Source organism: Pseudomonas ulcerans, from assembly GCF_036324125.1.
GTDB classification, from domain to species: domain Bacteria; phylum Pseudomonadota; class Gammaproteobacteria; order Pseudomonadales; family Pseudomonadaceae; genus Aquipseudomonas; species Aquipseudomonas ulcerans.
Map to the genome: position 1 here is coordinate 1 of NZ_JAZDQN010000082.1, position 14086 is coordinate 14086.

General features: G+C 64.7%; 13 protein-coding genes and 3 tRNA genes. 14 read left to right on the forward strand and 2 right to left on the reverse strand.

From position 1 onward, the window contains the following. Window positions 1-150: 150 nt before the first annotated feature. The 9 genes from V0R59_RS31235 (at window position 151) to V0R59_RS31275 (ending at window position 4568) form a co-directional block, all read left to right on the forward strand. Window positions 151-226: transfer RNA gene (locus V0R59_RS31235), tRNA-Glu, on the forward strand. Window positions 227-279: 53 nt separating this feature from the next. Then, window positions 280-355 (forward strand) — tRNA-Ala (locus V0R59_RS31240). A 44-nt stretch (window positions 356-399) separates the two neighbouring features. Beyond that, window positions 400-475: transfer RNA gene (locus V0R59_RS31245), tRNA-Glu, on the forward strand. A 169-nt stretch (window positions 476-644) separates the two neighbouring features. Continuing rightward, complete coding sequence (locus V0R59_RS31250) at window positions 645-1184, forward strand: TetR/AcrR family transcriptional regulator (RefSeq protein ID WP_330078339.1); 540 nt, start codon at window positions 645-647, stop codon at window positions 1182-1184. A 20-nt stretch (window positions 1185-1204) separates the two neighbouring features. Next, window positions 1205-2038, forward strand: coding sequence for an alpha/beta fold hydrolase (locus tag V0R59_RS31255; protein ID WP_330078340.1), 834 nt, complete (start codon window positions 1205-1207; stop codon window positions 2036-2038). A gap of 44 nt (window positions 2039-2082) precedes the next feature. Then, a complete protein-coding gene (locus V0R59_RS31260; protein ID WP_330078341.1) occupies window positions 2083-2523 on the forward strand; it encodes an acyl-CoA thioesterase in 441 nt (146 codons plus the stop codon). Window positions 2524-2555: 32 nt separating this feature from the next. After that, window positions 2556-2963 (forward strand): GNAT family N-acetyltransferase, encoded by a 408-nt coding sequence (locus V0R59_RS31265; protein WP_330078342.1) that lies wholly within the window; start codon window positions 2556-2558, stop codon window positions 2961-2963. A gap of 83 nt (window positions 2964-3046) precedes the next feature. Continuing rightward, window positions 3047-4033: a tRNA dihydrouridine synthase gene (locus V0R59_RS31270; protein ID WP_330078343.1), complete on the forward strand. Its 987-nt coding sequence runs from the start codon at window positions 3047-3049 to the stop codon at window positions 4031-4033. A gap of 91 nt (window positions 4034-4124) precedes the next feature. Next, the gene (locus tag V0R59_RS31275; protein ID WP_330078344.1) at window positions 4125-4568 is read left to right on the forward strand and encodes an Hsp20 family protein; all 444 of its coding nucleotides are present in this window, start codon (window positions 4125-4127) and stop codon (window positions 4566-4568) included. Window positions 4569-4619: 51 nt separating this feature from the next. On the opposite strand, the gene V0R59_RS31280 is transcribed toward V0R59_RS31275, so the two are convergent. Together V0R59_RS31280 and V0R59_RS31285 are read right to left on the reverse strand one after the other, a co-directional pair. Then, window positions 4620-7550 (reverse strand): EAL domain-containing protein, encoded by a 2931-nt coding sequence (locus tag V0R59_RS31280; RefSeq protein ID WP_330078345.1) that lies wholly within the window; start codon window positions 7548-7550, stop codon window positions 4620-4622. Window positions 7551-7614: 64 nt separating this feature from the next. Continuing rightward, complete coding sequence (locus tag V0R59_RS31285) at window positions 7615-8493, reverse strand: LysR family transcriptional regulator (RefSeq protein WP_330078346.1); 879 nt, start codon at window positions 8491-8493, stop codon at window positions 7615-7617. A gap of 128 nt (window positions 8494-8621) precedes the next feature. On the opposite strand from V0R59_RS31285, the gene leuC reads away from it, so the two are divergent. The 5 genes from leuC (at window position 8622) to asd (ending at window position 13904) form a co-directional block, all read left to right on the forward strand. Then, window positions 8622-10055, forward strand: coding sequence for a 3-isopropylmalate dehydratase large subunit (gene leuC / locus V0R59_RS31290; protein WP_330078347.1), 1434 nt, complete (start codon window positions 8622-8624; stop codon window positions 10053-10055). After that, a complete protein-coding gene (leuD, locus tag V0R59_RS31295) occupies window positions 10052-10699 on the forward strand; it encodes a 3-isopropylmalate dehydratase small subunit (RefSeq protein WP_330078348.1) in 648 nt (215 codons plus the stop codon). The genes leuC and leuD overlap by 4 nt, the downstream gene beginning before the upstream one ends. A 122-nt stretch (window positions 10700-10821) precedes the next feature. Continuing rightward, window positions 10822-11586: a methyltransferase domain-containing protein gene (locus V0R59_RS31300; protein ID WP_330078349.1), complete on the forward strand. Its 765-nt coding sequence runs from the start codon at window positions 10822-10824 to the stop codon at window positions 11584-11586. Between the two features lie 54 nt (window positions 11587-11640). Further along, the gene (gene leuB / locus V0R59_RS31305; protein ID WP_330078350.1) at window positions 11641-12723 is read left to right on the forward strand and encodes a 3-isopropylmalate dehydrogenase; all 1083 of its coding nucleotides are present in this window, start codon (window positions 11641-11643) and stop codon (window positions 12721-12723) included. A gap of 68 nt (window positions 12724-12791) precedes the next feature. Then, on the forward strand, window positions 12792-13904 hold the full coding sequence (gene asd, locus V0R59_RS31310) for an aspartate-semialdehyde dehydrogenase (RefSeq protein WP_330078351.1): 1113 nt from the start codon (window positions 12792-12794) through the stop codon (window positions 13902-13904). The last annotated feature ends 182 nt before the right edge of the window (window positions 13905-14086 follow it).

Here is a 14086-nt window from a genome sequence, read left to right on the forward strand (position 1 = left end):
GGCTATAGCTCAGCTGGGAGAGCGCCTGCATGGCATGCAGGAGGTCAGCGGTTCGATCCCGCTTAGCTCCACCAATTTCCAGATCGGCAGTCAATTCCAGCGACTGCGATCCGATCGGCTCGAAGAGCCGGTCAATGGTAGAAGGGTTGCGTCCCCTTCGTCTAGTGGCCTAGGACACCGCCCTTTCACGGCGGTAACAGGGGTTCGAGTCCCCTAGGGGACGCCAGTTTTGCACAAGCGATGTCGAAAGAGGTCGCTGGGCCGAGAGGCTAGAAATCCGGGGCTATAGCTCAGCTGGGAGAGCGCCTGCATGGCATGCAGGAGGTCAGCGGTTCGATCCCGCTTAGCTCCACCAATTCCGCCAGGATTCGTGAAAACGGATCTGCACGAAGGTTACAAGTCCCCTTCGTCTAGTGGCCTAGGACACCGCCCTTTCACGGCGGTAACAGGGGTTCGAGTCCCCTAGGGGACGCCAATTTATCCGCTCTGCGGAATTTCAAGGCTCATTCGATTATTGAATGAGCCTTTTGTTTTTTCCCTCGAAAAAGTTTTTTGCCCTGCCACGACAGATGGCCGGGTAAAACGCTTGCCTTTAAATATTATGAGCATAATATTATCTCCATAATATTTTCAGGGTGCCTGCCATGAGCGACAAGAAAGCCAAGACCCGCGAACGCATTCTCGATGCCGCGCGCTGCGCGTTGGTGCAGCATGGTCCCGCGGATTCCAGCGTCAACCAGGTGATGAATGCCGCTGGCCTCACCGTTGGCGGCTTTTATGCGCACTTCGAAAGCAAGGACGCACTGATGCTCGAAGCCTTCCGCGAGTTGCTCGGTGAGCGCCGGGCGTTGCTGGCCCAGGTCGACCCGGCGCTGGACGGCCAGGCCCGCCGCGCGCTGGTTGCGGCCTTCTACCTGTCGCGCAAGCACCGCGACTCCACCGAGGGCGCCTGCCCGCTGCCCAGTGCGCTGAGCGAGATGACCCGCCTGCCGGATGCCTTCCGCGAGGTGCTTGCCGAACACATCGAGCTGATGGCCGCCGCCTTGGTGGACAGCCCCGAGGACGTCGACAAGTTCTTCGCCGACCTCGCCCTGATGGTCGGCGGCCTGGCCCTGGCCCGCGCCCTGGGCACCGATGAGCTTTCCGACCGCATTCTGCGTGCCGCCAAGACGGCGGTGATCTGATCCCCCACTGGAGCGAAGCGATGAATACCTTGAGCTGGATTCGTGGCGTCAACGGCACCCTGGGGCGACTGATCCCCGGGCATATCGCCAGCAAGATGCACCGGGCGTTCACCACGCCCTACACCCAGCCACCGCGGGACTGGGAGTTGCCGGTGCTGGCGCGGGCCGAACGCATCACCCTGCGCTTCGGGCTCTCCGCCCTGCGTTGGGGGCAAGGCCCGACGGTGCTGCTGATGCATGGCTGGGAAGGACGGCCGACGCAATTCGCGCGGCTGATCGATGCCCTGGTGGAGGCGGGTTACACCGCCGTGGCGCTGGACGGCCCGGGTCATGGACGTTCCCCCGGTAACGAGGCGCATGTCGGCCTGTTCGCCCGGGCCATGCTGGAAGCCGCTGCCGAGTTGCCACCACTGAAAGCGGTGATCGGCCACTCCATGGGCGGCGCCAGCGTGCTGCTCGCCTTGCAGTGGGGCCTGCGTGCCGAGGCGGTGGTGAGCATCGCCGCGCCGTCGCGTCTGCTTGGCGTGGTGCGCGGTTTCGCCCGACGCCTCAACCTGCCGCCACGGGCGCGGTCGGCATTCATTCGCAAGGTCGAGCGGGACGTGGGCGTGGCGATCGAGCGGCTGGATGTCAGTGGCTATCAACTGGATCTGCCCGGCCTGGTGGTGCATGCGAAGGATGACCAGCTGGTGCCTGCCGGCGAAGCGCAACTGATCCACGACGCCTGGTTCGACAGTCGCCTGCTGATGCTGGAGGAGGGTGGTCATCAGCGCGTCCTGGCCGACCCGCAGGTGGTCAGCGGGGTGCTCGACCTGCTGCAGCGCAGTGCCACGCCGCTGCGCCAATCCGCATAAGCATCCGTTACACTCATGCCCGTTCATCACACAGGGGAGCGGGCATGAGCTGGGATCTGGCAACGCCATTCGTCATCGACCTGCGGGTCGCTGCCGAGGATATCGACGGACTGGGGCACGCCAACAACGCGGTCTACGTCACCTGGCTGGAGCGCTGCGCCTGGCGTCATTCTCAGCGCCTGGGCCTGGACCTGGCCGAGTACCGGCGCCTGGACCGGGCCATGGCCGTGGTCCGCCATGAAATCGACTACCTGGCCAGTGCCTACGAAGACGACGAGCTGCAACTGGCGACCTGGATCGTCGACTGGGACCAGCGCCTGAAGATGACCCGGCGCTTCCAGCTGGTCCGCCCGAGCGACGGCACCACGCTGCTGCGAGCCCAGACCACCTTCGTCTGCATCGAGTTGTCCACAGGCCGGCCCAAGCGCATGCCGCAGGAGTTTCTCGAAGGTTACGGACAGGCCCTGCTGGACAAGCAACTGTGATCCGGCTGGCGTCGGAAAGCGACGAAGGGGCTGTGCGCCAGGTCGTCGATGCGGCTTACCTGCCGTATGTCGCCAGCATCGGGGTGCGTCCTGGCCCGCTCGATGACGACTATGGCGACCTCATTCGGCAAGGGCAGGTCTGGGTGCTGGAAGATGGGCAGCGGGTTTGCGCCATGCTGGTGCTCTGTCCCGAGCCTGAAGCGATGCTGCTGTCCAACGTTGCTGTGGATCCTGCCTGCCAGGGACGGGGTTTCGGCCGTCAACTCATCGACTTCGCCGAAGCCCGCGCCCGTGAGGCCGGGTTCGCCCTGATTCGCCTGTACACCAATGCCGCCATGAGCGGCAACCTGACGCTTTATCAGCGCCTGGGCTATCGCGAGACCCACCGCGGCGTCGAGCATGGCTTCAACCGGGTGTTCATGGAAAAGGCACTGGGCTGACCGATCATCAGGCGTTCGGCCCGGCCCTTCCATTTGCGCAAAACGCGCTTACCATGTGCGCACTTTTTCCGAGGTTCTCCCCCATGCAAATTGCCCTGGCCCCGATGGAGGGGCTGGTCGACGACGTCATGCGCGACGTGCTGACCCGTGTCGGTGGCATCGACTGGTGCGTCACCGAGTTCATCCGGGTCTGCGACCGCGTCCTGCCCGAGGCCACCTTCCACAAGCTGGCGCCGGAGCTGGAGCAGGGCTCGTGCACGCCAGCCGGCGTGCCGATGCGCGTGCAGTTGCTGGGTTCCGATCCTGCGTGCCTCGCCGACAACGCCGCCCTGGCCTGCGAGCTGGGCGCACCGGTGATCGACCTGAACTTCGGCTGCCCGGCCAAGACCGTGAACAAGTCCCGCGGTGGCGCGGTGCTGCTCAAGGAGCCGGAGTTGCTGTTCCAGATCGCCAGCGCGGTGCGCAAGGCGGTGCCGGCGCATATCCCGGTGACCTCGAAGATGCGCCTGGGCTTCGAGACCCCGGACGGCGCTCTGGATTGCGCTCGCGCCCTGGCCGAGGGCGGCTCGGCGCACCTGGTGGTGCATGCGCGGACCAAGGTCGAGGGCTACAAGCCGCCGGCGCATTGGGAGTGGGTGGCCAAGGTGCAGGACGTGGTCAGGGTGCCGGTGTTCGCCAACGGCGAGGTCTGGACCCTGGAAGACTGGCGGCGTTGCCGCGAAGTCAGCGGGGTCGAGGACATCATGCTCGGTCGCGGCCTGGTCTCGCGCCCGGACCTGGCCCGGCAGATCGCCGCCGTGCGCGATGGCGTGGACTTCATGCCAATGGACTGGCAGGCCCTGCTGCCGCTGATCCAGGCCTTCTGGCGCCGGGTGCGCGTCGAACTGACCCCGCGCGCCGCGCCGGGCCGTCTCAAGCAGTGGGTGGCGATGCTCACCCGCACCTATCCGGAAGCTACCGCGCTGTTCAGCGAACTGCGCCGGGAAACCGACTGTGATCGCGTCGGTCTGCTGCTGGGCGTGCCGCCGCTCGTCGGCGTGCCGCAGGAAAATTTTCATACTGGCGCTTGAAAATATTTCGGTGGTCCACATCTAGGGAGTACGCGATGCCGAAGTCGGGTCGCGTAGTAACCCAACTCGCTGATTTTCAGGAGATGTACTCATGACTACCGCTTTTTCCCTGGCTCCACTGTTCCGCCATTCCGTAGGCTTCGACCGTTTCAACGACCTGTTCGAGTCCGCGGCGCGCAATGAGGCGGGTAGCAGCTACCCACCCTACAACGTCGAAAAACATGGCGATGACCACTATCGGATCGTCGTTGCCGCAGCCGGTTTCCAGGAGCAGGACCTTGACCTGCAAGTGGAAAAGGGTGTGCTGACCGTCACTGGCGGCAAGCGCGACAGCAGCAACGCGAGCGTCACCTACCTGCACCAGGGCATTGCCCAGCGTGCCTTCAAGCTGTCCTTCCGCCTGGCCGACCATATCGAAGTGAAGTCGGCGGGCCTGGCCAACGGCCTGCTCAGCATCGACCTGCTGCGGATCGTGCCGGAAGAGGCCAAGGCCAAGCGCATCCCGATCAACGGGGACAAGCCTGCGCTGAACTGAGTGACGGGTGAGTGAAGAAGAAGGGCGCCACAATGGCGCCCTTCTTCGTTGCTAGAGGCCCCCCTCGTAATCCGCCGGTGCCTCCAGCAGCAAGGCCCTGAAGTCATTCAACGGCAACGGCCGGCTATGCAGGTACCCCTGGTACAGATGGCACCCTTGCCGCTCCAGGAAATCCAGCTGCTCCGACAACTCCACTCCCTCGGCAATCACCGCCAGGTCCAGGCTGCGGGCCATGGCCACGATGGCGCGGACGATTTCCGCGTCGTTGGGGTCCACCGGCGCGTCGCGGACGAAGGACTGGTCGATCTTCAGTGCATCCACTGGCAGGCGCTTGAGGTAGGTCAGCGACGAATAGCCGGTGCCGAAGTCATCCATGGCGAAACTCACCCCCAGCGCCTTCAGCTCGCGCATCTTGCTGATGGTGTCCTCCAGGTTCTGGATGACGATGCCTTCGGTGATCTCCAGTTTGAGCATGCGGTAGGGCAGGCGATAGTCGTCCAGGCTGCGCCGCACCCGTTCGACGAAGTCGTTCTGGCGGAACTGCCGCGGGCTGATGTTGACGCACAGGCTGAAGTCCTCGGCGTCGATCAGGCGGTCCTGGAGCATCCGCGAACAGGCATCGCAGGCTTCGTCGAGGATCCAGTTGCCCACTTCGAGGATCAGTCCGCTTTCCTCCAGCACCTGGATGAACTGCGCCGGCGGCTGCTGGCCGAGCAGCGGATGGTGCCAGCGCAACAGCACCTCGGCGCCGACGATACGGTTGTCGCGGGCGTCCACCTGGGGCTGGAAGTGCAGGGCCAGTTCGCCCCGGGTAAGGGCCATGCGCAGGTCGTTTTCCATGCGCAGGCGCTCGCTGGCGGCCTCCTGCATGGTGGTGTGGAACAGTTGCGTGGTGTTGCGCCCGGAATCCTTGGCCCGGTACAGGGCGATATCGGCACGCTTGAGCAGGTCGGCCGGGGTCGAGCCGTGGTCGGGGATCAGCGCCACGCCGATGCTCGGCGTCACCTGCAGGCGCTGGCCATCCAGCGACATCGGCTCGGCCAGCAACTCGCGCAGGGTGTCGGCCAGTTCGCGGACCTTGTCCGTGACTTCCTCGCGACTGCCTTCCAGGCCGCTGAGCAGCACCACGAACTCGTCGCCACCCAGGCGTGCCACGGTGTCTTCCATGCGCACGCTGGCTTCCAGGCGCGCGGTGATGATCTTCAGCACCGTGTCGCCCACCGGGTGGCCGAGGGAGTCGTTGATGTGCTTGAAGTGGTCGAGGTCGAGGAACAGCAGGGCGCCGCGCAGGTTGTGGCGCTTGAGCAGGGCGATCTGCTGGCTCAGGCGGTCCATCAGCAGGGCGCGGTTGGGCAGGTTGGTCAGCGGGTCGTGATAGGCCAGGTGGCGGATCTGCGCCTGGGCGTTCTTCAGCTGACTGACATCGCGGGCGGTCAGCAGCAGGCAGTCGGTTTCATTGAGGGTGATCGGTTCCACCGAGACTTCCAGGGTGAGCAACTCGCCACCTTTGCCGCGCCCGAGCATTTCCCGGTGATGCACCCGCCCGCGCTCACGGACCTCCGCCTCCAGCAGTTCATGCTGCTTGTCATCGGCCCACACGCCGACCTGGACAGCGGTGCGCCCGAGCACTTCGCCGGCGCTGTAGCCGGTGAGGCGGCAGAAACCGTCGTTGACCTCCACGTAGCGGCCGGTGTCGCGTTCGCTGATGGTGATGGCGTCGGGGCTGGAGTGGAAGGCCTTGGCGAACTTCTCCTCGCTGGCCTTGAGCGCCGCCTCGGCGCGCTGCTGCTGGGTGATGTCGCGCAGGGTGGTGACGCTGCAGGTCTGCTCGTCGACCTTGATCAGGCGACTGGAAATCACGCAGGTCAGGGCCTGGCCATTCTTGTGGTTGACCACCACGGCAACGTTGTTCAGCGCCTGGTCGCGGATCACTTGCTCGATGCGCCGGGCGCGCTCCGCCGACTCCGCCCACAGGCCGATTTCCTCGGCGCTGCGGCCCAGCACCTGGTCGGCGCTCCAGCCGAAGGTCTGGGTGAAGGCCGGGTTGATCTCGATGAACTGGCCGTTGTCCTGGCGAGTGACGCAGATCGGGTCGGGGCTGACCTGGAACAGGCCGGCGAACTTCTCTTCCGAGGCGACCAGGCGCTGCTCCCGTTCCACCTGGTCGGTGATGTCCAGCAACGTGCCGGCCATGCGCAGCGGATTGCCCTGCTCGTCGCGGTAAAGCCGCGCGCGGCTTTCCAGGTAGCGTGAGTTGCCGTTTTCCAGCTGGATGCGGTAGGTGATCTGGTAATTGCCTGCCGGCCCCTCGCGCAGGCTGCGGTAGGCCTGGCGCATGCTGTTGCGCTCATCTTCCGGGACGCCGTCGAAGAAGGCTTCGAAGGATTCGTGGAAGGGTACCGGGGGCAGGCCGTGCAACTGCGCGGCGCGGGCCGAGCCATAGAGCATGCCGCTGGGGATATGCCAGTCCCAGGTACCCAGTTGCGCCGAGTCCAGGGCCAGGTCGAGGCGTTCCTGGCTGTCCTTGAGGGCGTCTTCGCGCTCGCGCTGCGCGGTGATCTCGCGGATCACCCCGATCATCTGCGGCCGGCCCTGCTTGTCCTGGGTCAGGCTGCCGTTGATCTCCAGCCAGTGCAGGCTGCCGTCGGGCCAGCGGATGCGATGGCGCATCGCCTGTTCCTGCGGCTCTCCGTCCAGCACCGCATGAAACGCCTGCAGGGTGCGGGCACGGTCCTCGGGCGGCAGCAGGTCGAGGTAGTCCAGGTCGTTGGGCAACGGCTGGCGCGGATCGTAGCCGAACAGCGCCTGGGTACCGCGGGACCAGCTGATCCGGCCGCTCTCGACATCCCAGAACCAGGCGCCGAGGCGCGCGCCGTTGAGGGCCGCCAGCAGTTGCGGGGCGTTTTCCCAGGTCTGCTCGGACTCCTGGGGATCGGCGGCGTGGATACGTGGCAGGCGCGGAAAACGTGTTGATTTGGGCATCGATTACCAGACCTTTGGCGAATACGCTTCCTTGGTACAGGCCTTCCCGGAGCGACCGGCGGCCTCAGGGTTTTCTCGCATGGCTGTCGAGCAGTGCCATAAAGGCTCTGGCTGCGTTCGATAACGTTCGTTCCGTATGAAGAATGTAGCCTAGCTGGCGAGTCAGCTGTATGCCCGGCAAGCTGATGGAAGCCACCTGTTCGTCGAGCATGGTCCGCGGCAGCACGCTCCAGGCCAGGCCGATGGAGACCATCATCTTGATGGTTTCCAGGTAGTTGGTGCTCATGGCGATGTTCGGCGTCAGGCCCCGGGCCTCGAACAGGCGCTGGACGATATGGTGGGTAAAGGTGTTGCCGCCGGGAAAAACCGCCGGATGGTGGGCGATATCCTCCAGACCGGCGGCTGCTTTTCGCGCCAGCGGATGCTCCGGAGCCACCACGAAATCCAGCGGGTCGTCCCACACCGGCACCGCGCGCACCAGGCTGTGGGGCTCCGGGGCGAGGGTGATGACGGCGATTTCGGCGCGACCATGCAGGATTTCTTCGTAGGCTACTTCCGAATCGAGGAACTGGATGTCCAGGGCGACGGCCGGATACTGGCGGGTGAAGGCCCGCAGCAGCGGTGGCAGGCGGTGCAGGCCTATATGATGGCTGGTAGCCAGGGTCAGGCGCCCGCTGACCTCGCCGGTGAGGTTGGTCAGGGCCCGGCGGGTATCGTCCAGCACATTGATGATCTGGTAGGCCCGGGGCAGCAGGGCGCGGCCGGCCTCGGTCAGGCTGACTTCGCGACCGAGGCGGTCGAACAGGCGTACGTCCAGTTGCTGTTCGAGGCCGGCGATGCGTTTGCTGATGGCCGGCTGGGTCAGGTGCAGGCGTTCGCCGGCCCCGGAGAAGCTGCCGGTTTCGGCGATTGCGATAAAGGCGTTGAGATTGGCCAGATCCATGTTTTCGGATTCCCTTTGGTTATCCAAAGCATAAAAATTATGAATTTGAGTTATCCAATCTATCGCCATACCATCAGCCGTACAAGCCAAGTGGTTATTGGCATAGAAAGACTGATGAGGAACGCCTGATGTCCGGCAAAACGCTCTACGACAAGCTCTGGGATTCGCACTTGGTCAAGCAGCGCGACGATGGTTCGGCGCTGATCTACATCGACCGCCACATCATCCACGAAGTGACCTCGCCACAAGCCTTCGAAGGCTTGCGCCTGGCGGATCGCAAACCGTGGCGCATCGATGCCAACATCGCGACCCCCGACCACAACGTACCGACCACGCCGGAGCGCAAGGGTGGCATCGACGCCATCGTCGACCAGGTGTCGCGCCTGCAGGTGCAGACCCTCGACGAGAACTGCGACGAGTACGGCATCACCGAATTCAAGATGAATGACGTGCGTCAGGGCATCGTCCACGTCATCAGCCCGGAGCAGGGTGCCACCTTGCCGGGCATGACCGTGGTCTGCGGCGACTCGCACACCTCGACCCACGGCGCCTTCGGCGCGCTGGCCCACGGCATCGGCACCTCCGAGGTGGAGCACGTGCTCGCCACCCAGTGCCTGGTCGCCAAGAAGATGAAGAACATGCTGGTGCGCGTCGAGGGCGTATTGCCCGTGGGCGTGACCGCCAAGGACATCGTCCTCGCCGTGATCGGCAAGATCGGCACCGCCGGTGGTAACGGCCATGCCATGGAGTTCGCCGGCAGCGCCATTCGCGACCTGTCCATCGAAGGCCGCATGACCATCTGCAACATGTCCATCGAAGCCGGCGCCCGCGTTGGCCTGGTGGCCACCGACGAAAAGACCGTTGCCTACGTCAAGGGCCGTCCCTACGCGCCGAAGGGCGAGCAGTGGGACCTGGCCGTCGAGGCCTGGAAAGACCTGGTGTCCGACGCCGATGCGGTCTTCGACACCGTGGTCGAGCTGGACGCCGCGCAGATCAAACCGCAGGTCAGCTGGGGGACTTCCCCTGAGATGGTCCTCGCCGTCGACCAGCGCGTGCCGGATCCGGCTGCCGAGGCCGACCTGGTCAAGCGTGGCTCCATCGAGCGCGCCCTGAAATACATGGGCCTGAGCGCCAACCAGGCGATCACCGACATCCAGCTGGACCGCGTGTTCATCGGTTCCTGCACCAACTCGCGGATCGAAGACCTGCGCGCCGCCGCGGAAATCGCCAAGGGCCGCAAGGTCGCCGCCACCATCAAGCAGGCGATCGTGGTCCCGGGCTCCGGCCTGGTCAAAGCCCAGGCCGAGCAGGAAGGTCTGGACAAGATCTTCCTCGAAGCCGGCTTCGAATGGCGTGAACCAGGCTGCTCCATGTGCCTGGCGATGAACCCGGACCGCCTGGAGAGCGGCGAGCACTGCGCGTCCACCTCCAACCGTAACTTCGAAGGCCGCCAGGGGGCCGGTGGTCGTACCCACCTGGTCAGCCCGGCCATGGCCGCCGCCGCCGCCGTCACCGGCCGTTTCATCGATGTACGCGAGTTGATCCAAGGGAGCGCAGCATGAAAGCCTTCAACCAACACACCGGCCTCGTCGCCCCGCTGGACCGTGCCAACGTCGACACCGACCAGATCATTCCCAAGCAGTTCCTGAAGTCGATCAAGCGCACCGGTTTCGGTCCGAACCTGTTCGACGAATGGCGTTACCTGGATGTCGGCCAGCCGTACCAGGACAACAGCAAGCGGCCGAAGAACCCGGACTTCGTCCTCAACCACGACCGCTACCAGGGTGCCAGCGTGCTCCTGGCCCGCGAGAACTTCGGTTGCGGCTCCAGCCGCGAGCACGCGCCATGGGCCCTGGAAGAATATGGCTTCCGCAGCATCATCGCGCCGAGCTATGCCGACATCTTCTTCAACAACAGCTTCAAGAACGGCCTGCTGCCGATCATCCTGCCCGACGCTGAAGTCGACGAGCTGTTCAAGCAGGTGGAAGCCGACCCGGGCTACCAGCTGACCATCGACCTGCAGGCGCAGACCGTGACCCGTCCCGACGGCAAGGTGCTGGGCTTCGAGATCGATGCGTTCCGCAAGCATTGCCTGCTCAATGGCCTGGACGACATCGGCCTGACCCTGCAGGACAGCGATGCCATCGGTGCCTTCGAAGCGAAGCATCGCGCCAGCCAGCCGTGGTTGTTCCGCGACGCCAACTGATGTGTTGACTCCATCGCTGGCAAGCCAGCTCCCACAGGTACTGTGTTGGGTGCAGATAGCGTGAACAGCACAGAACCTTGTGGGAGCTGGCTTGCCAGCGATAGGGGCCCGGAGACTTGCAGATGACCAACAGCAGCCACAAGGACGTCGTCCAGCGCCAGTTCGGCGAACAGGCCAGCGCCTACCTGAGCAGTACCGTGCACGCCCAGGGCAGCGAATTCGCCTTGCTTCAGGCCGAACTGGCCGGGCAGGAAGGCGCCCGTGTCCTCGACCTCGGCTGCGGCGCCGGCCATGTCAGCTTCCATGTGGCGCCGCTGGTCGCCGAAGTGGTGGCCTACGATTTGTCGCAGCAGATGCTCGACGTGGTCGCTGCCAGCGCCAGCGAGCGTGGCCTGGGCAACATCGTCACCGAGCGCGGCGCCGCCGAACGCCTGCCGTTCGCCGATGCCACCTTCGATTTCGTCTTCAGCCGCTACTCCGCGCACCACTGGAGCGACCTCGGCCTGGCCCTGCGCGAAGTGCGCCGGGTGCTCAAGCCGGGTGGCGTGGCCGCTTTCGTCGACGTCATGTCGCCGGGCAGCCCGCTGCTGGACACCTACCTGCAAAGCGTCGAAGTGCTGCGCGACACCAGCCACGTGCGTGACTACAGCGCCGCCGAATGGCTGCGCCAGGTCAGCGAAGCCGGGCTTTTTGTACGCAGCCACACGCGCCAGCGCCTGCGCCTCGAATACACCTCGTGGGTCGAGCGCATGCGCACCCCCGAGCCGATGCGCGCCGCCATCCTCCAATTGCAGCAGGCGATGGGCGAAGAAGTACGGCAGTATTACCAGATCGAAGCCGACGGTTCGTTCAGCACCGATGTCCTGGTGCTGTGGGCCGAGCGCTGAGTTTTTTCCGGCGGGCCATCGCGGCGCGCCGCTTGAATTGAAATAGAGGAAAGCATGAGCAAGCAGATTCTGATTCTCCCGGGTGATGGCATTGGTCCGGAAATCATGGCCGAAGCGGTCAAGGTCCTCGAACTGGCCAACGACAGGTTCCAGCTCGGCTTCGCCCTGGAGCACGATGTGATCGGCGGCGCTGCCATCGACAAGCACGGCGTGCCGCTGGCCGACGAGACCCTGGAACGCGCGCGTGCAGCCGATGCCGTGCTGCTGGGCGCCGTGGGCGGGCCGAAGTGGGACAAGATCGAGCGTGACATCCGTCCCGAGCGCGGCCTGCTGAAGATCCGCTCGCAACTGGGCCTGTTCGCCAACCTGCGTCCGGCGATCCTCTACCCGCAACTGGCCGATGCCTCCTCGCTGAAGCGTGAAATCGTCTCCGGCCTGGACATCCTCATCGTTCGCGAGCTGACCGGCGGCATCTACTTCGGCGCGCCACGCGGCACCCGCGAGCTGGAAGGCGGCGAACGCCAGTCCTACGACACCCTGCCGTACAGCGAAAGCGAAATCCGTCGCATCGCCCGCGTTGGTTTCGACATGGCCCGCGTGCGTGGCAAGAAGCTCTGCTCGGTGGACAAGGCCAACGTCCTGGCTTCCAGCCAGCTGTGGCGTGAAGTGGTCGAGGAAGTGGCCAAGGACTACCCGGACGTCGAACTCAGCCACATGTACGTCGACAACGCCGCCATGCAGCTGGTCCGCGCGCCGAAGCAGTTCGACGTGATGGTCACCGACAACATGTTCGGCGACATCCTGTCGGATGAGGCTTCCATGCTCACCGGTTCCATCGGCATGCTGCCGTCTGCCTCCCTGGACGCCCACAACAAGGGCATGTACGAGCCGTGCCACGGCTCCGCGCCGGACATCGCCGGCCAGGGCATCGCCAACCCGCTGGCGACCATCCTCTCGGTGTCGATGATGCTGCGCTACAGCTTCAACCAGCAGGCCGCCGCCGAGGCGATCGAGAAGGCCGTCAGCGTCGTGCTGGACCAGGGACTGCGTACCGGAGACATCTGGTCCGACGGTTGCACCAAAGTAGGTACGCAGGAAATGGGCGACGCAGTAGTCGCAGCGCTGCGGAATCTGTAATCTCTCTGGCCCGCCGCCCAGAACACAACCAAGGGCGGCGGCCCACTTTTAGCGAAGGTGTAGTTGCGATGAAACGTGTAGGTCTGATCGGTTGGCGTGGAATGGTCGGTTCCGTGCTCATGCAGCGGATGCTCGAAGAGCAGGATTTCGATCTTATCGAGCCGGTGTTCTTCACTACCTCCAACGTCGGTGGCCAGGGCCCTGCGGTGGGCAAGGACATTGCTCCGCTGAAGGATGCCTACAGCATCGACGAGCTCAAGACCCTGGACGTGATCCTGACCTGCCAGGGCGGCGACTACACCAACGAAGTCTTCCCCAAGCTGCGCGAAGCCGGCTGGCAGGGCTACTGGATCGACGCCGCCTCGTCCCTGCGCATGCAGGATGACGCGGTCATCGTCCTCGACCCGGTCAACCGCAAGGTCATCGACCAGCAGCTGGACGCCGGCACCAAGAACTACATCGGTGGCAACTGCACCGTCAGCCTGATGTTGATGGGCCTGGGCGGCCTGTTCGAAGCCGGCCTGGTCGAGTGGATGAGCGCCATGACCTACCAGGCGGCCTCCGGCGCCGGCGCGCAGAACATGCGCGAGCTGATCCGCCAGATGGGCGCCACCAACGCCGCCGTGGCCGATGAGCTGGCCAACCCGGCCAGCGCCATCCTCGACATCGACCGCAAGGTCGCCGAGGCCATGCGCAGCGACGCCTACCCGACCGAGAACTTCGGCGTACCGCTGGCCGGCAGCCTGATCCCGTGGATCGACAAGGAACTGCCGAACGGCCAGAGCCGCGAAGAGTGGAAGGCCCAGGCCGAGACCAACAAGATCCTCGGCCGCTTCAAGAGCCCGATCCCGGTGGACGGCATCTGCGTGCGCATCGGCGCCATGCGTTGCCACAGCCAGGCGCTGACCATCAAGCTGAACAAGGACGTGCCGCTGGCCGATATCGAAGGCATGATCAGCCAGCACAACCCATGGGTGAAACTGGTGCCGAACCAGCGCGAGATCAGCATGAAGGAGCTGACCCCGACCAACGTCACCGGCACCCTGAACATCCCGGTTGGCCGTCTGCGCAAGCTGAACATGGGTTCCCAGTACCTGGGCGCCTTCACCGTTGGCGACCAGCTGCTGTGGGGCGCTGCCGAACCGCTGCGGCGCATGCTGCGGATCCTGCTGGAGCGTTGATCGCCTCGCAGTGACCTCGAAAACCCGTGCTGGTGACAGCGCGGGTTTTTTGTTTTTCGCGTACAGTGCGTTCCCCCAAAATTCGCGGGGGCCCGATCGCTGGTAGGTACGCGATGCCTGTGGGAGCGGGTTCACCCGCGATTGCAAAGCAGAAATAACAAAAGCAAAACCCGGTGAAACCC